Source organism: Thermobacillus sp., from assembly GCF_003390775.1.
Lineage (GTDB): Bacteria > Bacillota > Bacilli > Paenibacillales > Paenibacillaceae > Thermobacillus > Thermobacillus xylanilyticus.
This window is the reverse complement of record NZ_QEWA01000041.1, coordinates 1-25,688: the sequence shown is the minus strand read 5'-3', so window position 1 is coordinate 25,688 and position 25,688 is coordinate 1. Positions and strand designations below refer to the sequence as shown.

Below are 25,688 nucleotides of genomic sequence, written 5' to 3'. Positions count from 1 at the left end.
CTAGTGGCCGCTCCCGGCGCTGCAGGCGGCCATGGATGTCTATGAGGAAGAGAAGACGGTGCAGACTGGATAATCGAGGGGGTTGGCGACCTCCCATGCAGATTTTCTCGACGTATGGTATGCTTGGGAGAATCGAGGGGAGGAGCTGCCGTGAACCGGGACTTTATCCAGCTGCGGGGTCTTGAAGGCGAACTGAAGGTCTCGCAGAAAAAACGGGAGTACGGGTTGACCGTCTCGACACGCGAAATCGTGTTTCACAAGCCGCATGTCAACTATCACATCAAATACGACGACATCATCAGCATCGTGCCGTTCGAGCAGCAGATGCGAAGGACCCGGGTATCGGTCCGCCATTCGTCGGGCAGCGCCGTCGAATATGCGAGTCCGAGGGCGGACACGGATCAGTACCGGCTGTATGCGAGCCGCGTGACGGTTCACAACCGCAGCGGCTTGACCGCGATGGGCGCGATGCAGTTCGTGCTGCCGATTCCGCCGAAGCTGATGGCGGTGATCGCGGAATTCAGCGGCCTGGTTCGCGTCCTTTGAGCATCGCTTCCTGCGCTCCCGGTACGCTTGCCAATACCGACAAAACTTGACACCCGTCTGATCCGTGCTATAATTCAACGCGATGCGCAGACGCGGCCGGCCATCCCGTCCGGAAGGCCGGCTGCGCCGCCTTGCAGCCTGGATGCAGAGGGGACTTGACAGCAGCTATGGATGCGACACAATCGACGGAATTGCATGCGGCGCCGGACTTCGGCGATCTTGCCGGCCGGCCCGGCCCTGGCGACGCGGCGGGCATTGACGCAGGCGGAACGTTGGTCAAGATTGCATATGTCAAAGACGGCGTTCGCCGGCTGCGCAAGTTCCGTTCGGACCGGCTGGCGGAGGCGGCGGATTGGCTGCGGAAGGAGCTGCCGGATGCGCCGCTCTGCCTGACGGGCGGCAAAGGAGCCAAACTGGCGGCGCTGATCGGCAGGGAGACGGACATGATGCCGGAGTTCGAGGCAACCTGCGCCGGCATTCGTCTGCTGCTGCCGCCGGCGCTGGGTGGAAGCGCGTTCCTGCTGGCGAATGTCGGCACGGGCACTTCCGTTCATGTCATTGACGGAGAGCGCAATCTCCGCATCGGCGGCACGGGGCTCGGCGGCGGGACGATCGTCGGGCTGGCCCGCCTGCTTACCGGACTGGACAAATATGAAGCGATCGTCGCGGCGGCGGCAAAGGGTGACAGAGGCACGGCCGACCTGAAGGTGCGCCACATCTATGAAGGGCTGGAGCCGCCGATTGACGGCGACCTGACGGCCAGCAATTTCGGGCGGGTGCTTCCGGGAGCCGTGATCGGCAGCGGCGAAGACGGTTCCATCTCGCGGGAGGATGCGCTCGCCTCGGTCATCGGCATGGTCGGGGAAGCGGTGGCGACGCTGTGCGTGCACGCCGCCGCCGCGCACGGTGTGAAGACCGTCGTCTATATCGGTTCGTCCTTCAACGGCAACGCGCCGCTGCGTCAGGCCGTCGAATCCTATACCCGCTTCCGCGGCGGGGAACCGCATTTTGTCGAAAACGGCGAATTCAGCGGCGCGCTGGGCGCATTGCTGCGGCTCGGTCGCGGCTGAAGGACGGCGGATGCCGGCGGTATGCGAAGGTCTGCGGGGAAGGTATTGGCATGTTCCGGTTTGGGACATGCTTTTTCTGTTGCCCGAACGTTCGGATTTGCTGCAAGAAAGTTTGTGTTTTGTGTCAGCATACCTGACATTTTGCCGGGACTTGCGATATGATGGAAGTATGAGGGTTGGCGGAGATCTTGTTTTGCACACGGGAGGTGGAAGGAATGGATATCCGCAAAATCCGGCTGGATGAAGGCGGGAAAGTGCAAACGAGCGAGGCGCGGGACGAGTACGAGAAAGACTACGCCCGGCTTGTGCAGTCGCCCGCTTTCCGGCGGCTGCAGGGAAAGTCGCAGGTGTTCGGGGCGGGCACCGGGGACTATTACCGCACCCGGTTGACGCATTCGCTCGAAGTGTCCCAGATCGCCCGCGAGTCGGCGCGTCGGCTGCACCGGTCGTATCCGATGCTGCAGAAGCCCGAGCATCCCGGGCTGATGATGGAGCCGGAAGTTGTCGAATGCGCCGCGCTCGCCCACGATCTCGGCCATCCGCCGTTCGGCCACAAGGGCGAGGAAGTGCTGCACCGGCTGCTCAGCAAGCGGCACGGCATGCCCTATGAGGGCAATGCGCAGAACTTCCGCATTCTCATGTTCCTCGAAAAGCGCGCCGGCAGCGACAGCGGGCTCGATCTGACCGCGGCCGTGCTGCTGGCGATCAACAAATATCCGCACTGTCTGAACGAGCCCGGCGTCACCAAAGGGGTCTACGAGATGGAATGGGAAGGCGGCATCCGCAGGCTGCGGGAGCTGTGGGACATGCCGAAAGGCCGGGCGACGCTCGAGGCGCAGCTGATGGATCTGTGCGACGACATCGCCTACTCGACGCACGATATCGAGGACGGCATCCGCGCCGGCAAGATTCTGATGAGTCCCGGGTTTTTCGAGGACGACCGGCTGGCGGAGCTGATCGTGCAGGAGATCGAGCACGATCCGTCCGGACCGAACCGCGCCTGGGACGGCATTGACCGGGAGCGGATGACCGGGATGGTCAAGCGGGTGCTGGCCGAATATTACGAGCAGTGGACGACGGTTTTTCGGGAAACCGGCCGGGAGCCTTCGCGCACCCGCCGCGAGATGAAGGCGCGCTGGGTCGGCCTGTTCGCGAGCCGGGTCGGCATCTTGGGCGACGGCCAGGGCTGGAAGCGCGTCACGTTCGTGCGCGACGGCGAGGAAGACATGGATCTGCTGCGGACGATGGAAATTCTCAAGAAGCTGGCGTGGGTGACGCTCATCAAAGATTTCCGCGTGCAGCGGCTGCAGAAACGGAGCGAGATCATGCTGACCCGCCTGTGGGAAAGTTTCGCGGACCGCGAGACGGGGAAGCTGCTTCTGCCGCCGGACTGGGTCGAAAGCTATGAGCGGCAGAAGGGATCATGGCCATGGGAGCGGCTGGCGGCGGATTATATCGCCGGGATGACCGACGCATACGCGGAGAAGGTGTACACGGAACTGTTCGCGAGCCGGTCCGGCTCGATCTACGAGCGGGATTAGGCTGCGGCTTCCCGCATGGTGGCGGTCAGGACGACTCGCCGTCGGGCGAATACAGGAAGACGAATCCGTCCGCTTCGAAGATGCGCCGCGCCGCATCGCCCGTGAGGAACGCGAAAAATCGAGCGGCTGCTTCCGGATGAGCCGTCGCCTTCACGATCCCGGCCGGGTAGCGGATCGGCGCGTGAAGATCGTCCGGCAGCGTGAACGCTTCCCGGGCGGCGCCCGACAGCAGCGCGTCCGTCCGGTAGACGAAACCGGCGTCCGCATTGCCGGATTCGACATAGGTGAGCACCTGGCGGACGTCTTTGCCGTAGACAAGCTTCGGTTCGAGCGTCTCCAGCAGGCCGGCATGGCGAAGCGCCTCGGCCGCATAGGCGCCGGCGGGCACCGTATCCGGATCGCCGATGGCGACGGCGCGGTATTCGCCGGCGGCGAGATCCTCCAGGGTTTCGGGGAGGTTATCGCTCCGATCCGCCGGCACGACGACGGTCAGCCGGTTGCCGAGCAGAACGGCTTGCCTGGCGATCAGGCCGTCGTCCGCCAGCCGATCCATCTGCACCGTATCGGCGGAAATGAACAGATCCGCCGGCGCGCCTTCGGCGATCTGCTGGCGGAGTGCGCCGGACGAGCCGTAATTCATCGTGATTCGGATGTCGGGATGCGCCTGCTCGAACGCTTCGCCGATCCGGTCCATGCTGCGCTGCAGGCTGACGGCGGCGGAGACGAGCAATTCGATGCGCTCATCGGGTTTCCGTTCGTCCGTCGTCCGGCAACCCGCAAGCAGGGTCAAGCTTGTCAACATCGCCGCCAATGATGCCATCCACACAGCCTGCCGCCGTTTGTCCATTTCGTCTTCTCCACTCCGGTTCGTCTTCCGCGTTGATGGCATTAATTCTAACACAGGGGGGGCAGGCGCTCAATTTGAACGGCTTGGTCCGCGGCGCCGGCGATTGTCTTACCGCACGTTTTCGACTATGCTTAAGGATGGAAAAAGAATTACGGCATGGGATTACGAGGAGGTAAACACGCGTTTATGAACAATTTTGCGTTCTACAACCCTACGAAGATTGTGTTCGGCCGCGGAACGGTATCCGAACTCGGCGGACTGGTGGAGCCTTACGGCAAGCGCGTGCTGCTCGTCTACGGAGGAGGCAGCATCAAGCGGAACGGTCTTTACGATCAGGTGCTTCGGCAGCTCAAGGGCATCGGCGCGGAAGTGTACGAGCTTCCGGGCGTCGAGCCGAACCCGCGCCTGACGTCCGTCCACCGCGGGATTGAACTCTGCCGCGAGCACGATGTGCAATTCATCCTCGGGGTCGGCGGCGGCAGCGTCATCGACGCGGCCAAGGCGATCGCGGCCGGCGTGCCGTATGAAGGGGATGTGTGGGACTTCTATGCCCGGAAGGCGCGCGTCGAGAAGGCGCTGCCGCTCGGCGCGGTGCTGACGCTGGCGGCGACCGGCACGGAGATGAACGGCAATACGGTCATCACGAACTGGGAAATCAATCAGAAGCGCGGCATGGGCAGCATTCACGTGTACCCGAAGTTCTCGATTCTCGATCCGGAGCTGACGTTCACGGTGCCCGCCGACCAGACGGCGAACGGCATCGTCGACATGATGTCGCACGTGTTCGAGCAATATTTCAGCCTGACGACCGACACCCCGCTGCAGGAGCGGCTCTGCGAGTCGATTCTGAAGACGGTCATCGAGAACGGCGAATTGGCCATCCGCGAACCGGACAATTACGCCGCCCGCGCAAACCTGATGCTGTGCGGCACCTACGCGCTGAACGGCGGCATGATCAGCGTCGGCGTGCAGCAGGACTGGGCGTCGCATGAGATCGAGCACGCGATCAGCGCCGTCTATGACATTGCACACGGAGCGGGCCTGTCGATCGTGTTCCCGAACTGGATGAAATATGTCTACCGCTCGCGCATCGACCGGTTCGTGCAGTACGCCGTCCGCGTCTGGGATATCGATCCCGCGGGCAAGTCCGACGAGGAAATCGCGCTCGCCGGCATCCAGGCAACCCGCGATTACTTCACCCGGATCGGCGCGCCCGCGACGCTGGGCGAAGCCGGCATCGGCCGGGAGAAGCTCGATGTGATGGCGGAGGACGCCGTCCGCTTCGGTCCGCTCGGTTCGTTCCGCAAGCTGGAGAAGGACGACGTCAAGGCGATTCTGGAGATGGCGCTGTAACGGAGGCATATTTTTCCTTGCGGCAGGGCATGTTAACGGTGAATGTCATTCCGATCTGCCGACAAGGAGGATCCCCATGCAGCAATCGCAACCGGCGGGCGGCACGGGCTTCGTGCCGCAGCAGATGACCTACGAACAGTTTCAGGAGCAGCAGCGCATCCGCCAGGAGCAGGAACAGGCGATGGCGCGGGAAGCGCTGCTTCGGGCGGGCGCGGACCGTTATTCCGACCGGCTCCGCACGCTGCTCGTCGAACTGCAGAATTTGAACTCGGAGATCGCACGCGCGGAGAATCAGGTCCAGGTGCAGATGGACGCGCAGCTCCGGCAGCTGCAGGCGATCCGCGAACGCGTCCGCCAGGCGGAACACGCGATGCAGTCGGTGCTTTCGACTTCGCCGGGCATTCGGCAGTGAAAGGCAATCCGCTGGCGGCGTTGCAAAGCCGTCAGCGGTCCGGCTGCCGGCAATTGACGGTTCCGACCCGAATGGGCTACACTGGAAAAAATGACTCCCGCCGCGCCTTCCTCGTACGTGCGTCTGTTGGCGGGATTTTTTTTCATCGAGAGGGTGCGGCAGAAAGGAATTTCAGCCATGGATCTGACGCCGATTCGCGACATGGCCGAAGCCATCCGCGCGAACGTCGCGCGGGTGATCGTCGGCAAGGAGACAATGATTGACCGCCTGCTGATCGCCATCATCACCTCCGGCCACGTGCTGCTTGAAGATGTGCCCGGCACCGGCAAAACGCTTACTGCGAAAGCGCTTGCAGTTTCGCTGGACTGCACGTTCAAGCGGATCCAGTTCACGCCGGACCTTCTGCCTTCGGATTTGACGGGCATTCATTTCTTCAATCAAAAGCTTGGCGAATTTGAATTCCGTCCCGGTCCGCTGTTCGCCAACATCGTGCTGGCGGACGAGATCAACCGGGCGACGCCGCGCACGCAATCGAGCCTGCTCGAATGCATGGAAGAGCGCCAGCTCAGCATTGACGGGCATACGCATGCGCTTGAGCGGCCGTTCCTCGTCATCGCGACGCAGAATCCGGTCGAGAACCAGGGCACGTTCCCGCTGCCGGAAGCGCAGCTCGACCGGTTCCTGTTCAAGCTGCGCATGGGTTATCCGGACAGCAAGGAGGCGCTTCATATTCTGAAGCGGTTCATGGACGCGAGCCCGCTGGAGGAGATCAGCCCCGTCGTGGGGCGGGAGGCGATCCTGGAAGCGCAGCGGCTGTATGCGAAAGTCGCGGTGCATGACGATCTGCTGCGGTATATCGTGGGCATCGTGGAGCGGACGCGTTCGCACGTTGACGTGTACGTCGGCGTCAGCCCGCGCGGCAGCCAGGCGCTGCTCAAGGCGGCGCAGGCCTATGCGGCGCTGCAGGGCCGGGCATACGTCGTGCCGGATGACATCAAGACGATGGCGCCCGATGTGCTGACCCACCGGATTGTGCTGCGCAGCGCGACCCGCTCGAAGCAGGAAGCCGCCGAGGCGGTCATCCGGCAAGTGCTCGACGAGGTTCCGGTGCCTGCGGAGGAAACGCTGGGCGCCAGTTAGGAGGCCGAAGATGGCTTTTCATTTCATCCTGCTGACCTTCATCCTGCTGATGCTGCTGCAGGCTTACCTGTTCCGCCGTACCGGACTCCTCCGCATCCGGTACGACCGCCGTCTCAGCGTGAGATCGTGCCACGAGGGCGACGAGATCGAGATGGTGGAGACGATCGAGAACCGCAAGTGGCTGCCCGTGCCGTGGCTGCGCGTGGAGTCACAGATGCCGGCGGCGCTCAGCTTCGGGACGCAGGCGAACTTCGACGTCAGCGCGGGGAATATTTATCAGAACCACAAAAGTCTGTTCAGCCTGATGCCCTATACGCGCATTACGCGTCGGCATACGGTAAAGTGCATAAAACGAGGCTATTACCGCGCCGAATCCGTCTCGATGACGGCGGGTGACCTGTTCGGCTTCGCCTCGGCGACCCGGCGCATCGATATCGGATTCGAACTGATCGTCTATCCGAAGCCGCTGCTGCCCGAGGAGTGGGATCTGCCGGCCCACAGCTGGATGGGGGAAGCGGTCGTCCGGCGCTGGATCGTCGACGACCCGTTCCTGATCGCGGGCACGCGCGAATACCGGTACGGCGACCCGCTGAAGGGCATCAACTGGAAGGCGTCGGCGCGCACCGGGAAGCTGCAGGTGCACAAGCGCGATTATTCGGCCGACCATCGGCTGATGATTGTCCTGAATGTGGAAGATCATGAAGGCATGTGGAGCGTCGCGACGGATGACGAGCTGGTCGAATACGGTTTGTCGGCGGCGGCGGGCATGGCCCGGCATGCCGTGGAGAACGGCCTGGAAGCCGGATTTGCGGCGAACGCCGCGGAGGCGGGACGAACCGGCGAGGAAAAGCCGGCGTACGTCGAGCCGGATGCGGGCCACCCGCATCTGACGGCGATCTTCGAATCGATGGCCCGGCTCAAGACGGAACGGCTTCTTCCGCTGCATGAGCTGCTGCAGATGATCGGCGAGCGGCTGGCCGGCCGTACGGATATCGCCATACTGACGTCCTATGAAAACGACCGGATCGCCGAAGCGGCGCGGAAGCTGGAGCAGCAGGGCCATGCGGTGCGCATCTTGCCGCTTCGCCTGCCAGACCGCAACGCATCGGGCAAGAAGAAAGCGGGGCAACCGGCATGAACGCGCGGAGACTTCTGCTCGCCGTCTGGCTTGGCGCAACGACGACGATCATCTGGCTGCCGGTGCCGGTGTTTGTCTCTTCATGGGGGCTGCCGGCATCCGTATTTTATGTTTTCTTGGCGGCGCTTCCGATATGTTATGCGGCAGGCGAAAGGCTGACGGCGCGATGGAACCGGATGCGGCGGGCCTCGCGTTTCGCATTGGCGGCGGCCATAGGAGCCGGCATCGGGTTGGCGCTTCGTCCGTACGGTTTCGGTGCGCTGCCCGCGAGTCTCGTTGCGGCTGCCTTTGTCCTGCACGGGATGTCACCGGTGCTGCCTGACGACCGGCGGATGCGCGATATGCTGACGCCTGCGCTGATCCTCTATTTCATCGCATCGATTGCCGCAGGGTTTATGGACAGCATGGAGCCTTACCGGATGCTGCTGGCGGCGGGCGGGGTCATCACGCTGCTCTTGACCATCCGGCGCGTAAACCGGATTGCGCTCATGGATGCCAACCTGGATCAGAGCGGCGGATCGGTGCCCCGGTCCATCAGGGTTCGCAACCGTAGTCTGGCGGCCGCTTTTACGGCCATTGCGCTGTTCATTGCGTTCTTCCGCCATCTGGAGGCGCTCTGGCATATGTTCATCGGCTGGCTCAGACGGCTGATCGAGTGGCTGACCGGCAAGATCGGCGATCCGGTTCCGGACGAATTGCCGGCAGATCCGGGCGCTCAACCGATGATGCCCGGGCTGCCCATGCCCGAGGAAAGCGAGCCGAACTGGTTCTTGCTGTTGCTGGAACGAATCGCGGTCGCCATCGGCGTACTGGCGCTGATCGCGCTTGCCGTCCTAGCGCTCAGGCAGTTGCTGCGCATTCCGGCCTTGGCGCGGCTGATCGCCCGCTGGCTGGCCGCCTGGCGGGAACGGACGCGATCCGCGGATACCGGCGGTTATGTGGACGAGGTCGAGCGGCTGACCGGGGAATCCATGGCTGCCGGCGTCATCCGGCGGCTGCGGTCGATCGGCCGCCGGGAATCCTGGGCGGCCATGTCGCCGGAAGAGCGGGTTCGCTGGCTGTTCCGGCGCAGATTTCAGCTTGCCGGGAAACGGGGATTCCGCTACCGCTTAAGCTGGACGCCGCGGGAGAATATCAGCGCCTTGCAGGAGATCGACGGCGATAACCGGGATGCGGACAGCCGGCTGGATCAGGTTTATGAAGAAGTGCGCTACGGCGGCCGTCCGGCCGCGAAGGAGGAGGCCGAGGCGCTGAAATCGCGATTGGGCTTGTGAATCAGCATGCATCGTGCATGCGGCTGTCCTTCGCGGCAATCCGCCATCAACTTCCTGATCCCGTTCGAATCGGATTGTTGTCTACGGGGCATACCATAGTTGAGCCAGGCGGAGAATAGTGCCCGACGCTCAATCCATCCCTGGAGAGAAAGGTGGCAGCCGATTCGAATGAGACGTACTTTGAAAGGTGCGGTCGCCGCAACAGCCCTGATGTTGGCGTTATCTTCCCCTGTATTCGCGGAGGGCGGTGTGAATAGCTCGACGGGCAAAGGCCACACATCCGCGTACACGGGAACGAGCGTGAACAAATCGGGGACGAGCGGTTACACCAACCGTATGATGGAAGACCCGGCAACGACCAATTTCATGGACAATGACCGCAACTTCCGCCGCAACAACGTTAACGGCGACAACAACGGGTTGATTGATCGTACGGTTCGCGGTACGGAACGTATGGTTCGCGGTACGGAACGTACGGTCCGCGCGGCGGCTACTGACAACAACAACGATTTTGACTGGGGCTGGCTGGGCCTGCTCGGTCTGATCGGACTTGCGGGTCTTCGCGGCCGCAATCGTGAGACGGGCCGCTGAAATAGCGGCAAAGCCGAGCGTTCTTCGGCAAGAAGAACCCTCGGCTTTTTCATTGCCGTCACGCATCCGCTCTCGGACGGTCGATCGCCTCGGCCATCGTCTTGTCCGTCAGATGGGCGTAAATTTGCGTCGTCTCCGGCGAGGCGTGACCGAGCTGCTCCTGCGTCTTGTACAGATCGTTGCGCAGATAATAGTCGGTTGCAAAGGAATGGCGCAGTTTGTGCACGGAAAGATACGGTTTGCCGAACCGTCTCGCGTACTTGATGACCATCTCCTGGATGGCCCGCTTGGTCATGCGCGAGCCTTCCTTCTTGCCGTTCGCCACGGCGAGGAAGAGCGCTTTTTCTTTCTTGGGCGCGTTGTAGCGGCTTTCCCTGAGCTGCAGATAGCGGTTCAGATCTTCGACCGCGTCCTGCCGGAAATAGACGGGCGTCTTGAATGTCTCGTCGTTGGCGCCTTTGCGGTAAACGTAAACCAGCTTGCGCTTCAAGTCGACGTCGTCGACGTTCAGGTTGACAACTTCGGATACCCGCAGGCCGGAGTGGAGGATCAGGCTGATGATGCAGGCATCGCGGACTTTGTTCCGCTCGTAGGCCGCAAGCGCCTGTTTGTTGCCCGCCAGGTCGCCGGCATAGTATTCCCTCACATATTGCAAAAATTCCGCGATTTCATCCTCTTGCAGCAGCTTTCCTTCGAGACGCGCCGCCGAATCTTTCGGTTTGTGCGTCCGTTTGATCGACACTTTCGCCATCACATTCCGCTTGAGCAGCGGGTAAAAATTTTCGTCCTCGGCAATCTGGCTCAAATAATGGAACAGCGAGCGAAGCGAGGACAGTTTGCGCGAGATCGTGGTCCGGCTGTTGGCCCGGTCTTTGTGCGCGGCGAGGTACATTTTGTAATGGTCGATCGTCTCCATGCGCAAATTCTCGAGGTCGGAGAGCGGAATATTTTTCATCTCCCGCGCCTCCGTCAGCCCCTCCGCCATCAGCCAGCGAAAGAAAGTTTCGTAGTCGCGGACGTATTCGAGCAGGGAAGAGGGGGACAGATCGGGCAGTTTGTAGTTGATGAACTGCTCCACGTACCAAGGCATCGAAGGCACGCGCCGGTCGAGCTCCTGTCTGTCTTTCAGCTTGATGACGTTCATGCGATCCCTCCGTATGGGCCGGTGCTCTGACAAGTCTTATTGTACCATCAGCGGGGAAGGTTGGCATCCGGAGTTGTAAGGTTAATAGTGATTGTAATTAATATTATGTAAACTTATAAATTCATTTCGGTTTATATATTCCATAATAAAAATTATGTAAACTATATTGCGGATCAATCAAATGAATAGCAACAGACAATCTTACCCCGATGATCTCGCCGGTAACATGAAAGCCTGTCTTCTCATACAGCGCGGCCGCGGCGGCGTTTTCGGGCCGGTGTCCCAGTAGGTCCACAACGCTTTGATAAATCCGATCTTCATGCCGATCCGTTCCATGTTCCGGCGGCTTTTGGACGGCCGCCGCAGCCGGTTGATCCTTGCAGAAGCCTTTGATAGAAATCTCCGAATCAACGTTCAATCTTTCGTATATCCCCGGAAGGTCATCTTGAGGTTACAGTATGAATAGCAACCCAAATAACACTAAACAGATATGAAATGTTTGAAATTACGTGCGGGAGGTTCAGGCATGGGGAAAAATCAGCTTAAGCTGGGCTCAACTCAGAACAGCATCAGGTGTGCGATCGGCATGGGAAAGGTCTTATGAGCATGCCGGAAATCGAAGCGGATTCGGTGATGGACACCGCTCCCATATTGGCCTGCATTCGTTCAATGCAAGATGAAATGGTGCAGTGGCGGCGGGAAATCCACCGGCATCCGGAAGTGATACATGGCCGACCGCTACCCGCATCAATTTTCCGGAGGGCAGCGGCAGCGGCTCGGCATCGCACGCGCCATCGCGCTGAACCCGGCTTTTCTGCTGCTGGATGAACCGGTGTCGGCGCTCGATGTCTCCGTTCAGGCGCAGATTGTGAATTTGCTGCTGGACATTCAGGAGCGGATGGGGCTCACGTATCTGTTCATCGGGCACGGGCTGCATGTGGTGCGCCATCTGTCCGACCGGATCGGTGTGATGTATCTCGGACAGCTGGTTGAAGTGGCGGACAGCGCGGAATTGTTCCTGCATCCGGCCCATCACTACACAAGGGCGCTCATCGCCTCGATCCCGCATCCGGATCCCGCCGGCAGAGGAACGGCCCGGGTGATCGAAGGGGAAGTCCCGTCGCCCGCCGCGCCGCCTTCCGGCTGCCGGTTCCATCCGCGCTGTCCGGCGGCGACGGAGCGTTGCAAGCTGGAGGCTCCCGAGCTTCAGGAAATCGGTCCGGGTCATTACGCGGCCTGCCATTTTCCGGCCTGATCAAATAAAATTCCGGTGTGGAGAGATACAAGATGGAGCATTTTGAGCCGGAGACGGGCAATTCCGGCAGCCGTCCTTCGGGCTGGAGCGGGCAGTTCGCCTTGATTGCCGGCTCATTTGTCGGCATCTACCATACGGTGTCGCTGAACGTGTCCATCCCGGCATTCGCCGGCATTTTCGACGCGGACCCGGCGTCCCTGCAATGGCTGGTCACGTGCTTTATGCTGGCCGCCGGCATGATCGCGCCGATCAGCGGGTATTTGGGCTCGCGGTTCGGGTACAGGCGCATTTTCGCCGTATGCATGGCGGGTTTGACGCTGACGTCCGTATGCTGCGGCATTGCCTGGAACCTCGGCTCGCTGGTCGTGTTCCGGACGATCCAGGGCGTGTTCTCGGGGCTTGTTCAGCCCGTCACGCTGGCTCTGCTGTATCAGATTGTACCAAGGGCAAAACAGCCGCAGGCCGTCTCCGTATGGTCTGCGGCTTCGATTACCGCTACCGCCGTAGCGCCGAGCGCAAGCGGGTGGTTTCAAGGCGTGTACTGGCCGATGATGTTCTGGGTGACCGTCATCCCCAGCGCAGCCGCGATGTTGATCGGCCTTCGGTATTTGCCCGAAGCGGCTTCGCCCCGGCGTCCCGGACTGGACGGGTGGGGCATGTTTCTGGCAGCGGCCGCCAGCGCGGCTTATCTCATGGTATTCGGAAATCTCCACGCCTGGGGACTGGGTTCGCCCGCAGCGATCATCGGGCTGCTGGCGGGAACGCTGGCTTTCATCGTGTTCGTTGTCCATGTACACCCCATTCGAAGTCGGACTGCTCTTCCTGCCGGGCGCATGCGCGGTAACCGCCGCAACGATTGCCGCCGGCAGATTGAGCGGCAGCGTCCGCGCATTCTCGTTGATTGCGGCGGGTACAGTGCTTCTTCTCATCAGCACCTGGGCGTTTGCGGGTTTCGGGCCCGTCACGGGAACGGCGTATGCGGTATTCTGGATGTGCATGCGCAATGTCGGCATCGGCTTGTCGCTGACGCCGCTGTTGAACGTCGGCATGCAGGCGGTTGCGAGGGAGATGTCGGGACACGCTTCGGCGCTTTTGCACTGGGTGAGGCAAGTATTTGGCGGAATCGGCGTCGGCTGCTTCGTTTCTTATTTTTATCAGCGTCTGGAAGCAAGATCCCGATCGCTGCAAGGTCCCGGGAGCATTCCGGCGGGCAGTGAAGGCGGCGAGGCGAACCCGGTCGTATATATGGCCGGGCTGCAAGACACCTTCCTGCTCATCGTCATTTTTCTTGCAGTTGCCATGCCGATTCTGTTGATGCTGCGCCGTAAGCCGCCGAGTGAACCATGCGCAAGCCGCGGCGAGAACGTTCATATCCGGTCATAATGGAGTGCACAACTCTTGTCCTTTCATGCAGGCCTTTGGCGACCCAACCGCAGCTATTCAAGAAATTTATCCCGTAATCATGGAATTATGTATCTTCTGCCGAACGCCGACCTCTCTCTATAATTGAAACTGTGATACGAAACCACAGACGGGAGGTCAGTCGATGAAAAAAAGGTTGGGAATCGCCGTCATGGTCCTGTTCCTCGCCCTGTCCGCGGCGCTTGCGGCATGCGGTTCGAACAAAAATGAAAACGCAACCAACGGAAACGGCGTCAGCAATTCGCCTGGCGCGTCGGAAAGCGGCAATACCGGCGGCGAGACGTCCGGGACGGAGCCGCAGGCGGACGCCGAGCCGTTCACCGTTTCGCTCCGGCATATTCAAATCGGCGAAGCGCAAAAATTCCGGAAAGCGATTCTGGACGACGTGGTGAAGCAAACGGAGGCGGAAGTCCCCGGCCTGAAGTTCGAGCTCGACGGCGTCGAGGACCAGGTCAACCGCTTCACGAAGCTGCCGGCCGAGATGGCCGCGGGCAATCCGCCGAAAATCTTCGACCTGTTCGGCGGCGCGGGCGACGCGTTGAAGTACGCCAAAGCCGGCAGGCTGCTCGACGTGACGCCGATCATCGAAGAGCTGGGCATCGCCGACAAGTTCCTCAACCTGAGCCAGTTTACGCTGGACGGCAAAGTATACGGCCTGCCGATCGGCGGAAGCACGGAAGGATTTTTCTACAGCATCCCGCTGTTCGAGCAGTACAACATCAAGGTGCCGACGACATGGGAGGAGCTGGAGGCGGCCGCGGAAACACTCAAACAGAACGGGATCACCCCGTTCGCCATGGGGTCGAAAGGCGCGTGGGTGCCGCTCATGATGGTCAACACGCTGATCGGCCGCTACGCCGGCCCCGAGGCGATCGACGGTTTCCCCGCCGGCACGCACGCGTGGAATTCGCCGGAAGTGACGGCCGCGTTCGCGAAATATGAAGAATGGGTCAAAAAAGGGTACTTCACCAAAGGCGAGCTCGGCCTCGAGTACGCCGACATGCTGAACCAGTTTGTGACGGGCAAGGCGGGCATGATGTTCGACGGCAGCTGGCGTTCGTCCGTGTTCAAGGATCCGGAGCAGGCGGGCGAGCTCACCGGCAAGGTCGGATTTTTCCCGATGCCTCCCGTGCCCGGCGGCAAAGGCGATCAAACGTTCGTCAACGGGAACTACAGCAACGGCTACGGGTTCTCCGCCGATTTGAACGAACGCGAGCTGGCCGCCGTGAAGGCGTTCATCAAAAACATGTACAGCGAAGAAATGCAGCTCAGGGGACTGCTGGAAGACGGCGTGCTGCCGTCGATGAAGCTGTCCGATGACGCGATCGGCAAAGTGGAGGACCCGCTTGTCAAGCAGATCATGGAAACGATGCGGCAAGCCGGCGGCGCGTTCTCGCACTTCGACTCCACCGTCTCATCGGACGTTTACAAGGAGTCCGAGGCGCAAATCCAGAAGCTGATTGCCGGCCAGGCGACCGCCGCGCAGGTGACGGAAGCGTTGCAGGAAGTCCAGCAGGAGGCCAACGCGAAGTCGTAAGTGCCGCAAGAGAGCCGGGTCCGAGTCCGGAAGCCTTGTGGCGGCGCCGCCCCGCCTGGCGCGGGCGGCGCCGTCTGTTCATGGAGGTGGAGCCGTTTGAAACATCCGATGCGCAATCCATGGATCTATACGCTGTTCATCGCCCCGACGCTGCTCTTGTACGGTCTGTTTTTCCTCTGGCCGATGCTGTCGTCTTCCTTTTACGCGTTCACCGACTGGAACGGCCTGGAAAGCTATCGCTTTGTCGGTTGGTCCAATTTCGCCGACGCCTTCGGCGACCCGGACTTTCGCCGCGCGATCATCAACAACCTCATCTTCATCGGGTTTTCGGTGTTCGTGCAAATTCCGCTCATCGTGCTGTTCGCCCTGCTGATCGCTTCCGTCAAGCGGCTCAGGGGCTTCTACAAGACGACCGTGTTTGTGCCTTCCATCGTGTCCACGTCCGTCATCGGCATTCTGTGGGGGTTCATCTACGAACCGGAGGTCGGGCCGCTCAACCGGCTGCTCGCGCTGTTCGGCGCGGGTCCGATCTATTGGCTGGCGGAATCGAAATGGGCGCTGCCGGCCGTGCTGATCACGAACGCCTGGCAGTGGATGGGCTTCTACATCGTGCTGGTGCTGGCCGCCATTCTGGCCATTCCGCGGGAGATTCACGAGGCGGCGGTCGTGGACGGCGCCAGCGGCTGGCAACGGGCGCTTAACATTACGGTTCCGCTCATTCTGCCGATCATCTCCGTCGTGGTGATGCTGTCGATCGCCGGCGGGATGCGCGTCGTCGACATCGTGCTGGTCATGACGAAGGGAGGACCGGTCGGCGCGACGGAAGTGATGGCGTCGTACATGGTGAACGAAGCGATGGGCGTCGACCCGAACTACGGGTTCGGCACGGCGATTGCCCTCATCATTTTCGCCTTCGCGCTCGTCCTGACGTCGATTTACCAGTTCACGTTCGGTCGGCGGATGCAAGGAGGCGAGTTCTGATGCTGCTCAAGCGGGCCGTGCCGCATGCGGTGCTGCTGGCGTATGTCGCCGTCGTCCTTTTTCCGTTCGTGTTCGTCGTGTTTTCCTCGCTGAAAGGAAGCAACGTGGAAATCGCGGAGAGTCCGTTCGGCGTTCCGAAAACGTGGCACGTGGAGAATTACGCGGAAGCCTGGGTCAAGGCCAAAATCGGCGTCTATTTCTTCAACAGCGTCTATTTGTCGTTCACGTCCGCGCTCGCTTCCACCCTGCTGGCCGCGGCCACGGCGTTCGCGATCGTCCGGATGCGGTTCCCGCGCGCCGGCAAATGGATCTATCAAACGGTGCTCATCGGCATGTTCATCCCGGGCAACGTGCTGTTCATCGCGCAATATTTGCTGGTCATGAAGCTGGGCGTGCTGAACACCCACTGGGCGCTGTTTCTCCCTTACACGGCGGGCGCGCTGCCGCTCGGCGTGCTGCTCCTTGCGGCGTTCATGAAGTCGCTGCCGCGCGAACTGGAGGAGGCGGCGATCATGGACGGATTGAGTTCGGCGGGACTTTTTGCCAAAATAGTTTTACCGCTTACATTGCCGGCTTTGGTCACCGTCTTCATCGTGAATTTTCTGGGCGCGTGGAACGAGTATTTGCTGGCGAACTTTTTCATCAGCAGGGACGCGCTGCGCACGCTGCCGACCGGGATGGTCGGATTTCGCGACGCCTTCCAGACGAACTACGCGCTGATCTGTACCGGTATCGTGTTCAGCGTGGCGCCGGTGCTCGCGCTGTACGCGTTTTTGCAGGAGAAAATCATCGAAGGGTTGACCGTCGGCAGCGTCAAGGGGTAATCGGTCCGAAGGAGTCCGGGTGCGATGTCGCTGAGGTTCAAGCTGTTCGGCGCGTTTCTGGTTCTGATCATCGTTCCGCTCGTCGTGCTGGCCGTCGCGCTCTACACGCTGGTGACCGGTCTGATCGAGGAGAAGCATTCCCGCCAGACGGAACTGACGCTGCGCGCGCTGAGCCAGTCGGTCGGCTTCATTTTCAGGGAAATGAACCAGGTGACCGACAGCACGATCGCCAGCGACGCCATCCAGGATGTACTGAACGATGCATACGGCGGAGATGTGGAGGACATCGATTACCTCAACCTGAACGAGGTGCAGCAGAAGTTCCGGGAGCTGCTCGTCTATCACCCATCGGTCAGTTACGCCCTGATGTACGCGCTGGACGACGGACGGATTTACCGCATTTTCACGAAAGAGCGTTTTCAGGCCATGCCGTACGCGCAGTTCATCGAGACGCGGCTGCATAAGCAAGTGCTGGAGCGGGACGGCCTGCCGCTGTGGGTAGGCCCCTATGAATATCCGGAACTGACCGGTTCGGAGCCGGTGTTCACGCAAATCCGCGTCGTGAAGGACATCGACACGCTGCAAGACAAGGGCATTCTGCTGGTGCAGATCAAAAATTCGGGGCTGGAGTCGGTGTTCCGATATTTCCGTTACCGGCAAAACCAGACCGCCACCCGGTTTTTCATCGTGAACGGCGGCGGATTGGTGCTGTACGACAGCGGCGGCGCCCTGAACGGAAAACAGCTGTCCGAGCTGGCGGAACGACCGCTTTTGTCTGGTGAGGCGTACCGAAGCGCGCGCAGCCGGTTTGACGGACAGGACAGCGTCATCTCCAGCATCGGCTTAGGGATCGAAGACTGGCGCCTGGTGTCCGTCACCTCCTGGCACGCCCTGTCCAGCGAAGTGCTGCAGTACTCCCGCTGGGTCGCGGCCATCCTGCTCCTCTGCCTCGCGTCGGCGCTGCTGTTCATCCGGCTGTTCGCCAACCGGGTCGCGCGGGCGATCGTGCAAACCGTGCACGTCATGGGCCGGGTGGAACGGGGCGATTTGACCGCCCGGCTGCCGCTGCAGGGCAACGACGAGACGTCGCTCCTGGCCCGCGGGTTCAACCGGCTGGTCAGCCGCCTCGCGGAATTGCTCGAGGAAGTGAAGCGGCAGCAGGAACGCAAGACGCGCGCCGAACTGCAGGCGCTGCAGGCGCAGATCAAGCCGCATTTTCTGTTCAACGCGCTGGAGTCGATCAACGCGTTGGCCGTGCAGAACGAAGGGCAGAAGGTCAGCCGGATGGTGACACGGCTCGGCAGCATGCTGCGCATCAGCATTCTGCAGCGGGAAGAAATTACGGTGGCGCAGGAACTGGACCATTTGCTCAGTTATCTGGAGATTCAGAAATACCGTTTCGACGATCTGTTTCAATTCGACATCGACGTGCCGCCCTCGCTCATGAACTGCCTCATGCCCAAGCTGACGCTGCAGCCGCTGGTCGAAAACTGCATCCAGCACGGCTTCGAGGGCATCGGGTACATGGGCCACATCCGCGTCACCGCGCGCGAAGAAGGGGAACGGATCGCGTTCTGCGTCGAGGACAACGGCATCGGCATCCCGCCGGAACGTCTGGCGGCGATCGAAGCCGTCCCCGACGCGTCCGCCGGGCACGGCGACGCGCCGGAGACGGGAGAGCGGCGCGGGCTCGGCGTCCGCAACGTGGCGGACCGCATCCGCATTCGCTACGGCGGCCGCTATGGCCTGTTCGTCTGCAGCGAGCCGGGGCGGGGCACCGTGATCAAAATCGTCATTCCGAAGATGGCGGGAGGGGTTGCCCGTGAGGCTGAAGGCGATGCTCGTTGACGACGAAAAGCCGATTCTGCAAAACTTGCACGCGGTGCTGCCGTGGGCGGATCTGGACATCGAAGTCGTCGGGCTGGCGCGAAACGGCGTGCAGGCGCTCGACATCGCGAGGCGGCACCGTCCGGACCTCATTCTGTGCGACATCCGCATGCCGGTCATGGACGGGATCGAGTTTCTGCGGCAGCTGCGCGAGACGGACGAGGAAGCGGAAGTGGTGATGCTCACCGGGTATCAGGATTTCAACTATGCCCGCTCGGTCATTCCGTACGGGGTGCGCGATTATGTGCTGAAGCCGATCCGCTACGACGAACTGACCGCGCTCATCGAACGGCTGGCGGGCGCGATCCGCGAACGAAGGCAGGCCCGGGACAGCGAGCAGTCGCGGCTGGATCAGGCGATGCGCCTGGCGTACGAGAAAATGCTGCACGATCTGCTGACGGATCACGCCTCCGCTCCGCCGCCGCGCTGGATCGACGGGGAGGAGCCGGAGCGGTGGCGTTTTGTCATGATGCTCGCCGACATTGACGACTACGCGCAGCGGTGCCGCGTCGTCCGGGAGCGCGAGCGGAAGATGTGGCTGGTCGCGGCGCGCGACGCGCTGCGGGACGCGCTTGCGGCGGAGGGGCTCAGGCACGCCGTGCTGCCGATGCGTGAAGGCGAGTGGTGCGTGCTGATCGGGCGCTGCAGCGCAGGGGACGAGGAGGCAGAGCCGGGAGAGACTGCGGGGCAGCGGGATGCCGAACCGCTTGAGCCGGCGGGGCGGCGCACGGACGGGCTGCGCGAGCGCGCCGGGCGGTGGGCGGCGCTGCTGCAGGAAGCGGTGTGGACCCATGCGGGCCTGCCCGTCACGGTCGGCATCCACCCGGCGGAAATTGCGATCCACGAACTTTCTCCGGTGTTCCGATCGCTGCAGCGCACGGTGCATCTGGCCGCGGACCGGAACCGCTCGGTGCTGTGGAACGACGGGGCGGCGGATGAGGAGGCGACCCGGGAGGAGCTGTGGGGACCGGTCGGACAATTGGTTGCCGCGCTGAAACGGGTGGAGCGCGATCGCGTCGCAGAAGCGCTGCGCCTGCTGACGGCGCGCCTTGCGGCGGAGTCGGGGCGGTCGCTGGCCCGGGCCGAGAAGGCGGCCCATTTCATCGCGCTCTATTTGCTGCGCGAAATGCGGGCGCTGGGCGCGCTGACCGCCGAACAGGAGGACGAAATCTGGCGTCTCGTGGAGCTGGCCGACCGGGTAAGCGACATGTTCGCGGCCGTGCGGCGCATCGTGGAGCTGAGCCTGGAAACGTCGGAACGCCAAAAGACCGGCGACCGGCTCATGCACATCGCGAAGGATTACATCGACCGGAACCTGTCCCGGGATCTCGGCGTCGACGAAGTGGCCGGGCACCTCGGCATCAGCGCCAGCTATTTCAGCCTGCTGTTCAAACAGCATTTCGGCGCCACATTCCTGGAGTACGTGACGGCGGAACGGGTGGAGCTGGCCAAGTCGCTGCTGCTCCTCACGGATCGAAGCATTTCGGACATCGGCCGTTCGGTCGGTTACGCCGAGCGGAGATATTTCAATAAAGTGTTTCACAAGGTGACCGGCGAACTGCCGTCGGCCTGGCGGGAACGGCGAAAAACGAACGACCGGAAGGAGAGCGGGACGAATTGAGCAATGCGGGGGTTTGGCGGGAAACAGGAGAAGGCGTGAACCTGGCCGGCTGGAGCCTGCGCGACAAAATCGGGCAGATGGTGATGGCCGGCTTCGACGGCAAGGCGCCGACGGACGAAATTCGGGCGCTGATCCGCGAACGCAAGCTCGGCGGGGTGATCTACTTCCGCCGGAACGCGGGCAGCGCCCCTGAAGTCGCCAGCCTGTCGGCCGCGCTGCGCGAATTGGCTGCGGAGGCGACGAAGGCGCCGCTGTGGATCGCCGTCGACCAGGAAGGCGGCATGGTGGTGCGCCTCGACCAGGGCGTGACGGTCATGCCGGGCCACATGGCGCTCGGCGCGACGCGCTCGGCGAAGTGGGCGCGCGAGACGGCCTATGCGTCCGGCGCGCAGCTCATGCGGCTGGGCGTCAATCTGAATTTTGCACCCTGCCTGGACGTCAACAACAACCCGGCCAATCCGGTCATTGGCGTGCGCTCGTTCGGCGAGCGTCCGGAACTGGCGGCCGAACTGGGCATCGCGGCCATCCGGGGATACCGGGAGGCGGGGGTGGTCGCCTGTGCGAAGCATTTTCCGGGGCACGGCGACACCGTGGCCGATTCGCATCGTGAGCTGCCGACCGTGCCGCACGATCGGAAACGCCTGGAAGAAGTGGAGCTGCTGCCGTTCCGGCTGGCGGCCGCCGCCGGCGCGGACGCGATCATGACCGCGCACGTGCGGTTTCCGGCGTTGGAACCGGACGGTCTTCCGGCAACGTTGTCGCCGCGCATTCTGCGCGGCCTGCTGCGGGACGAATGGGGATACGACGGCGTGGTGTTTACGGACTGTCTGGAAATGAAGGCGATCGCAGGTACGGTGGGCGTCGCCCGGGGGGCGGTGATGGCGGTGAAGGCCGGCGCGGACGTCGTGCTGGTCAGCCATACGCCGGCGCTGCAAATCGCCGCGCTCGACGCATTGTACGAGGCGGTCGTCGCCGGGGAAATCGCCGAGGAGCGAATCGACGAGTCGGTGCGGCGCATTGCGGGGTTGAAGGCCAGACAGTCGGCGGCGGTTCCGTTCGGTCCCGTTCCGGCCGATCGCTCCGATGCCGGGGCCGGGACGGATGATTTCGATTTCGGCGGTGAAGCGGCGGCGCTCGCCCGGGAAGTTTGCCGGCGCAGCGTGACGCTCGTGCGGAACGAGCGCGGCGCGCTGCCGCTTCGGCGGGATGTGCCGACGTTCGTCGTCTGGCCCGAGGTGCGGCAGGGAACGGAAGTGGACGAAGCGTTGGCCCGGGAGCTGACGTTGGGCCGGGCGCTCGCGCCGTATCTCGGCCGGGTGAAGGAGTTCAGGATCGGCGCCGTTCCCGGCGAAGACGAGATTCGGGAGACGCTGGCGGAGATCGGCAAGGCGCTGAAGAATATTCGCGAACGCGCCGCGGTCCGCGGAGAGCCGGGAAGCGATCGGGCACTCCTGCAGGTGGTGGTCGGGACGTACAACGCCGCCTTCGCGGCGGGACAAACCGAACTGGTGAACCGTCTGCTGGCCTGCGAAGGGGTGCGGGTGACGGCGGCGGCGCTCCGCAACCCGTACGATTTCCTCGCGTTTCCGGAGGTTCACGCCTACGCGGCCTGTTACGAGAACACCCCCTGCATGATGGAGGCGCTGGCCGAAGTGCTGGCCGGGAAGACGGAGGCCCGGGGCCGCCTGCCGGTCACCCTGTCGGAGCGATATCCGTTTGGGCACGGCATTTCGGGATTTCGGAAAGAACGAGACGGTGAAGAGTCTTGAAAGGATTGTGGATCAGGAACGCCAACGTCTATTTGCCCGATCGGGTGTTGACGGGCGGTTCGGTGTATGCGGTCGGCGGGCGGATCGCGCGCATTTGCGGACCGGAGGACGGTCCGCCGGCGAAGCCGGGCGACGCCGATGAAGTGTGGGACGCCGAAGGACTCTCGCTTGTGCCCGGATTCGTCGACGTCCACGTGCACGGCGGCGGCGGGGCCGACGTGATGGACGCGGCGGACGATGACGAGGCCATCGGGCGGATCGCGCGGTTTCACGCGTTGCACGGGACGACGTCTTTCCTGGCCACCACGATGACGGCGCCCAGAAACGAGCTCGAACGCGCGGTGGATGGCGTTGTACGCGCGATGGAAAGGGGCGTCGCCGCCGGCGGCGCGGAAGTGCTGGGACTTCATCTGGAAGGGCCGTTCCTCAACCCCCGGCGGTGCGGCGCGCAAAACCCGGCGCTCATCCGTCCGTTTGACCGGGATGAAATGGAGGATTTGCTGGCGCGCGGGCGGGGAGCGGTGCGCCTGGTGACGCTGGCGCCGGAGTGCGGCGACGCGCTGCGCCGGATCGGCGCTCTGCGCGACCGCGGCGTCACGGTCTCCATCGGCCATTCCGAAGCCGACTCGGAGACCGTGCGGCGGGCGATCGAGGCGGGGGCGTCGCACGTCACCCACCTGTTCAACGCCATGAACCCGCTGCACCATCGCGTGCCGGGCATCGTCGGCGCCGCGCTGCTCCGCGACGAACTGACGGTGGAGCTGATCTGCGACGGGTTTCATGTCCATCCGGATGTGGTCAAGCTTGTGTTCGCGGTCAAACGCCGCGACAAGATCGCGCTGGTGACGGACGCGATCGCGGCGGCCGGCATGCCGGACGGCGACGGCTACCGGTTGGGCGGCCTGCCCGTGGCGGTGAAAGAGGGCAAGGCGGTGCTCCGGGACAGCGGAAATTTGGCCGGCAGCTGCCTGACGATGGACCGGGCGCTGAAGCAGGCGGTCGCGTTCACCGGCCTGCCGCTGGCCGAAGTGCTTCCCGCGCTGACAATCAATCCCGCCAGGCAAATCGGCGCGGACGACTGCAAAGGATCGATCGAAGTCGGCAAAGACGCCGATCTGGTGGCGCTTGGACCGGATTTGACGGTGGTCCGCACGTATGTCAAAGGAGTGCGTGTTGATGGCTGACGAAGCGGAATCCGTGTTTGTCGGCATCGACGTCGGCGGGACGAACACGGGGGCCGGCATGGTGGATGCGGAGGGGCGTCTGCTTGCCACGGTCAAAAAACGGACGGAAACTTCCGACGGCGACGCGCTGGTGCGGCAACTCGCGGAGATGGTGCGCGAGCTGCTCACGATCCGTTCGGCGAAAGCGGGTTTTCCGTCTTCGCCGGAGACGGGCGCGCTTCGCGCGGTCGGTGTCGGCATCCCCGGTTTTCTGGACGCGCGGCGGGGCGTGGTCCGGCACGCGGCCAATCTTCCCCTGCGGGACTTTCCGCTCGCGGATCGGCTGGGCGCGCTGTTGGGCGCTCCCGTGATCCTGGACAACGACGTGCGGATGTACGCTTACGGTGAAGCCGCGGTCGGAGCGGCGGCGGGATACGACGACGCGCTCGTCGTCACCGTGGGCACCGGACTGGCCGCCGCCGTCGTGCACCACGGCCGCCTGCTGACAGGCGGCGATCTGGCCGGGGAAATCGGCCATGTCAAAGTGGACGGCAACGAATACGCGTGCGGCTGCGGGATGAGCGGCTGCCTCGAGACGCTGGTTTCGGCGGGCGGGATCGTGCGGCAGGCGAAAGAGCTGATGCGATGGAAGCCCAGCGTGCTCGGCGAGTGGTTTCCCGAGCGGCCCAAAGCCGGGCGGCTCCAAGCGGAGCGATCCATGACGGCGGAGGACGTGGCCAGAGCGGCGGACCTGGGGGATGCGGTGGCTGCCGAAGTGTTCGAGCAGACCGGACGGGCGCTCGGGAGCACGCTCGCCGCCTGCGCCGCGCTGCTCGGCACGGACGTCATGGTGATCGGGGGCGGCGTGTCGCGCGCCGGCGAACGGCTGCTTTCCCCGGTGCGGCGGGCGCTGTCGGAGCGGCTTCATCCGCTGCATTCCGAAAGGTTGAAGGTGACCGCGGCCCGATGGACGGACGAAGCGGGCGTGATCGGCAGCGCTCTCGCGGCCAAGGAAAGGGGTGGACATACGGTTTGAAGCTCAACATCTTTGCAAATCCGAATCTATTGCACGAGGCGGCGGCACAAACGATCGTCAGGCTTCTGCGGCAAAAACCGGACGCGGTCCTTGGTCTGGCCACCGGCGGAACGCCCGTCGGCATCTACGAAGCGCTGACGGCGGCGGTTCGGCGGAGGGAGGTCAGTTTCGCGCGGGCTGCATCGTTCAATCTCGACGAGTACGTCGGATTGCCGCCGGATCATCCGGCATCGTACCGTTACTACATGGATCAGCATCTGTTCCGCCACATCGATATTCCGCCGGAGCGAACGCACATCCCGGACGGCTGCGCGGCGGACCTGGAACGCGAATGCGAACGGTATGATCGGCTGCTCCAGGCCGCCGGCCGGATCGACCTCATGCTGCTCGGACTCGGCCACAACGGGCATATCGGTTTTAATGAACCGGGACGGGCGCTGCACAGCAAAACGCACGTGGCCATCCTGCATCCGCAAACGCGGGAGGCCAACGCCCGTTTCTTCCGTACGCCGGAAGAGGTGCCGACAAGGGCCATCACCATGGGATTGGGCAGCATTTTCAGCGCCAGGACCATCCTGCTTGTCGTGAAAGGAAACGACAAGGCGGACATCGTTCACCGGGCGCTGACCGGACCGATCACGACGGAATGCCCGGCTTCCTTGTTGCAGCTTCATCCCCGTCTGGTGGTGATGCTGGATGAAGGCGCGGCAGCGCGAATCAAGTGTCAAACGACACAAAACGCCTTCCATGAACCAGTTGATTCCACGAATGGGTTATGGTAGAAATAAATTATTCCACCGCGAAAGGATGACTTGATGCCCATGGTTCACTGATCCTATCCGCAAGAAAATCGAGCTGACCGGTTTTCGGGATAGGAGAAGTGCGGGTTTTTACAGTCAAACATGAAGGACGGCTGCTTATCGGCATAAGCGGTGCGTCTGTCTTGTTCCTGTGCGCCTCCTGTCCGTAAACCGGAAAGGAGGCTGATTATTTTTTAATCCTATAATTAACCTGAATTTCGAAAGTCCGGAATAGCGCTAGTCGGATGAAGCGATCAGCAAAGATTCCATTCAATTTTGTGGCTGTTTTTCCAGTCAATTCGAGTGATTGCAGGCTAGATGGGTAAACGTTCCCCCT

General features: G+C 62.6%; 23 protein-coding genes and 1 pseudogene. 21 read left to right on the top strand and 3 right to left on the bottom strand.

What is annotated here, in order from left to right:
• Positions 1–150 precede the first annotated feature (150 nt).
• From C6W55_RS11720 to C6W55_RS11710, 3 genes are all read left to right on the top strand, one after another.
• Positions 151–546, top strand: a complete 396-nt coding sequence (locus C6W55_RS11720) for a hypothetical protein (RefSeq protein ID WP_015254495.1) — start codon at positions 151–153, stop codon at positions 544–546.
• A 167-nt stretch (positions 547–713) separates the two neighbouring features.
• Positions 714–1,616 (top strand): type II pantothenate kinase, encoded by a 903-nt coding sequence (gene coaW, locus C6W55_RS11715; RefSeq protein ID WP_015254496.1) that lies wholly within the window; start codon positions 714–716, stop codon positions 1,614–1,616.
• Positions 1,617–1,831: 215 nt separating this feature from the next.
• The gene (locus C6W55_RS11710) at positions 1,832–3,157 is read left to right on the top strand and encodes a deoxyguanosinetriphosphate triphosphohydrolase family protein (protein ID WP_015254497.1); all 1,326 of its coding nucleotides are present in this window, start codon (positions 1,832–1,834) and stop codon (positions 3,155–3,157) included.
• Positions 3,158–3,182: 25 nt separating this feature from the next.
• Here the strand turns inward: C6W55_RS11710 and modA are convergent, their stop codons facing one another.
• Positions 3,183–3,977 carry a molybdate ABC transporter substrate-binding protein gene (gene modA / locus C6W55_RS11705; protein WP_286892741.1) on the bottom strand — a complete coding sequence of 265 codons (795 nt, stop codon included), beginning with the start codon at positions 3,975–3,977 and terminating at the stop codon, positions 3,183–3,185.
• A 213-nt stretch (positions 3,978–4,190) separates the two neighbouring features.
• Between modA and C6W55_RS11700 the strand changes: the two genes are divergently transcribed.
• From C6W55_RS11700 to C6W55_RS11675, 6 genes are all read left to right on the top strand, one after another.
• Positions 4,191–5,357 carry an iron-containing alcohol dehydrogenase gene (locus C6W55_RS11700; RefSeq protein WP_015254499.1) on the top strand — a complete coding sequence of 389 codons (1,167 nt, stop codon included), beginning with the start codon at positions 4,191–4,193 and terminating at the stop codon, positions 5,355–5,357.
• Positions 5,358–5,433: 76 nt separating this feature from the next.
• Complete coding sequence (locus C6W55_RS11695; RefSeq protein WP_286892740.1) at positions 5,434–5,769, top strand: hypothetical protein; 336 nt, start codon at positions 5,434–5,436, stop codon at positions 5,767–5,769.
• A 177-nt stretch (positions 5,770–5,946) separates the two neighbouring features.
• A complete protein-coding gene (locus tag C6W55_RS11690) occupies positions 5,947–6,909 on the top strand; it encodes an AAA family ATPase (RefSeq protein ID WP_286892739.1) in 963 nt (320 codons plus the stop codon).
• Positions 6,910–6,919: 10 nt separating this feature from the next.
• Positions 6,920–8,047 carry a DUF58 domain-containing protein gene (locus C6W55_RS11685; RefSeq protein WP_213484169.1) on the top strand — a complete coding sequence of 376 codons (1,128 nt, stop codon included), beginning with the start codon at positions 6,920–6,922 and terminating at the stop codon, positions 8,045–8,047.
• A complete protein-coding gene (locus C6W55_RS11680; protein WP_286892738.1) occupies positions 8,044–9,321 on the top strand; it encodes a DUF4129 domain-containing protein in 1,278 nt (425 codons plus the stop codon). Before C6W55_RS11685 ends, C6W55_RS11680 begins: the two co-directional genes overlap by 4 nt.
• Positions 9,322–9,489: 168 nt before the next feature.
• The gene (locus C6W55_RS11675) at positions 9,490–9,912 is read left to right on the top strand and encodes a WGxxGxxG family protein (protein ID WP_286892737.1); all 423 of its coding nucleotides are present in this window, start codon (positions 9,490–9,492) and stop codon (positions 9,910–9,912) included.
• Positions 9,913–9,970: 58 nt separating this feature from the next.
• Here C6W55_RS11675 and xerS read toward each other — a convergent pair whose 3' ends face one another.
• Positions 9,971–11,056, bottom strand: coding sequence for a tyrosine recombinase XerS (gene xerS / locus C6W55_RS11670; RefSeq protein WP_286892736.1), 1,086 nt, complete (start codon positions 11,054–11,056; stop codon positions 9,971–9,973).
• 121 nt (positions 11,057–11,177) lie between these two features.
• Positions 11,178–11,474 carry an N-acetyltransferase gene (locus tag C6W55_RS11665; protein ID WP_286892735.1) on the bottom strand — a complete coding sequence of 99 codons (297 nt, stop codon included), beginning with the start codon at positions 11,472–11,474 and terminating at the stop codon, positions 11,178–11,180.
• 309 nt (positions 11,475–11,783) lie between these two features.
• Between C6W55_RS11665 and C6W55_RS11660 the strand changes: the two genes are divergently transcribed.
• From C6W55_RS11660 to nagB, 12 genes and pseudogenes are all read left to right on the top strand, one after another.
• Entirely contained in the window at positions 11,784–12,311 is a 528-nt protein-coding gene (locus C6W55_RS11660; protein ID WP_083883168.1) for an oligopeptide/dipeptide ABC transporter ATP-binding protein, read from the top strand.
• Between the two features lie 32 nt (positions 12,312–12,343).
• Positions 12,344–13,042 (top strand): annotated as a pseudogene (locus C6W55_RS18140) (MFS transporter); the annotation flags it as partial.
• A 58-nt stretch (positions 13,043–13,100) separates the two neighbouring features.
• Positions 13,101–13,694 (top strand): MFS transporter, encoded by a 594-nt coding sequence (locus C6W55_RS11645; RefSeq protein WP_286892734.1) that lies wholly within the window; start codon positions 13,101–13,103, stop codon positions 13,692–13,694.
• A gap of 163 nt (positions 13,695–13,857) precedes the next feature.
• Positions 13,858–15,270 carry an extracellular solute-binding protein gene (locus C6W55_RS11640; protein WP_015254507.1) on the top strand — a complete coding sequence of 471 codons (1,413 nt, stop codon included), beginning with the start codon at positions 13,858–13,860 and terminating at the stop codon, positions 15,268–15,270.
• Positions 15,271–15,366: 96 nt separating this feature from the next.
• Positions 15,367–16,251, top strand: a complete 885-nt coding sequence (locus C6W55_RS11635; RefSeq protein WP_286892733.1) for a carbohydrate ABC transporter permease — start codon at positions 15,367–15,369, stop codon at positions 16,249–16,251.
• Positions 16,251–17,075, top strand: a complete 825-nt coding sequence (locus C6W55_RS11630) for a carbohydrate ABC transporter permease (RefSeq protein ID WP_286892732.1) — start codon at positions 16,251–16,253, stop codon at positions 17,073–17,075. The genes C6W55_RS11635 and C6W55_RS11630 overlap by 1 nt, the downstream gene beginning before the upstream one ends.
• A gap of 24 nt (positions 17,076–17,099) precedes the next feature.
• Positions 17,100–18,923, top strand: coding sequence for a cache domain-containing sensor histidine kinase (locus tag C6W55_RS11625; RefSeq protein ID WP_286892731.1), 1,824 nt, complete (start codon positions 17,100–17,102; stop codon positions 18,921–18,923).
• Positions 18,898–20,583, top strand: a complete 1,686-nt coding sequence (locus C6W55_RS11620) for a response regulator (protein ID WP_213484156.1) — start codon at positions 18,898–18,900, stop codon at positions 20,581–20,583. Before C6W55_RS11625 ends, C6W55_RS11620 begins: the two co-directional genes overlap by 26 nt.
• Entirely contained in the window at positions 20,580–22,352 is a 1,773-nt protein-coding gene (nagZ, locus tag C6W55_RS11615) for a beta-N-acetylhexosaminidase (protein WP_286892730.1), read from the top strand. Before C6W55_RS11620 ends, nagZ begins: the two co-directional genes overlap by 4 nt.
• Positions 22,349–23,536, top strand: coding sequence for an N-acetylglucosamine-6-phosphate deacetylase (gene nagA / locus C6W55_RS11610; protein WP_286892729.1), 1,188 nt, complete (start codon positions 22,349–22,351; stop codon positions 23,534–23,536). Before nagZ ends, nagA begins: the two co-directional genes overlap by 4 nt.
• Complete coding sequence (locus tag C6W55_RS11605; protein ID WP_286892728.1) at positions 23,529–24,551, top strand: ROK family protein; 1,023 nt, start codon at positions 23,529–23,531, stop codon at positions 24,549–24,551. Before nagA ends, C6W55_RS11605 begins: the two co-directional genes overlap by 8 nt.
• A complete protein-coding gene (gene nagB / locus C6W55_RS11600; protein ID WP_286892727.1) occupies positions 24,548–25,333 on the top strand; it encodes a glucosamine-6-phosphate deaminase in 786 nt (261 codons plus the stop codon). The genes C6W55_RS11605 and nagB overlap by 4 nt, the downstream gene beginning before the upstream one ends.
• Positions 25,334–25,688: the final 355 nt, after the last annotated feature.

Coding starts and splice junctions, on each gene's coding strand:
- coaW (WP_015254496.1), top strand. CDS start 714: ATGGATGCGACACAATCGACGGAATTGCATGCGGCGCCGGACTTCGGC.
- C6W55_RS11710 (WP_015254497.1), top strand. CDS start 1,832: ATGGATATCCGCAAAATCCGGCTGGATGAAGGCGGGAAAGTGCAAACG.
- modA (WP_286892741.1), bottom strand. CDS start 3,977: ATGGCATCATTGGCGGCGATGTTGACAAGCTTGACCCTGCTTGCGGGT.
- C6W55_RS11700 (WP_015254499.1), top strand. CDS start 4,191: ATGAACAATTTTGCGTTCTACAACCCTACGAAGATTGTGTTCGGCCGC.
- C6W55_RS11695 (WP_286892740.1), top strand. CDS start 5,434: ATGCAGCAATCGCAACCGGCGGGCGGCACGGGCTTCGTGCCGCAGCAG.
- C6W55_RS11690 (WP_286892739.1), top strand. CDS start 5,947: ATGGATCTGACGCCGATTCGCGACATGGCCGAAGCCATCCGCGCGAAC.
- C6W55_RS11685 (WP_213484169.1), top strand. CDS start 6,920: ATGGCTTTTCATTTCATCCTGCTGACCTTCATCCTGCTGATGCTGCTG.
- C6W55_RS11680 (WP_286892738.1), top strand. CDS start 8,044: ATGAACGCGCGGAGACTTCTGCTCGCCGTCTGGCTTGGCGCAACGACG.
- C6W55_RS11675 (WP_286892737.1), top strand. CDS start 9,490: ATGAGACGTACTTTGAAAGGTGCGGTCGCCGCAACAGCCCTGATGTTG.
- xerS (WP_286892736.1), bottom strand. CDS start 11,056: ATGAACGTCATCAAGCTGAAAGACAGACAGGAGCTCGACCGGCGCGTG.
- C6W55_RS11660 (WP_083883168.1), top strand. CDS start 11,784: ATGGCCGACCGCTACCCGCATCAATTTTCCGGAGGGCAGCGGCAGCGG.
- C6W55_RS11645 (WP_286892734.1), top strand. CDS start 13,101: ATGTACACCCCATTCGAAGTCGGACTGCTCTTCCTGCCGGGCGCATGC.
- C6W55_RS11640 (WP_015254507.1), top strand. CDS start 13,858: ATGAAAAAAAGGTTGGGAATCGCCGTCATGGTCCTGTTCCTCGCCCTG.
- C6W55_RS11630 (WP_286892732.1), top strand. CDS start 16,251: ATGCTGCTCAAGCGGGCCGTGCCGCATGCGGTGCTGCTGGCGTATGTC.
- C6W55_RS11625 (WP_286892731.1), top strand. CDS start 17,100: ATGTCGCTGAGGTTCAAGCTGTTCGGCGCGTTTCTGGTTCTGATCATC.
- C6W55_RS11605 (WP_286892728.1), top strand. CDS start 23,529: ATGGCTGACGAAGCGGAATCCGTGTTTGTCGGCATCGACGTCGGCGGG.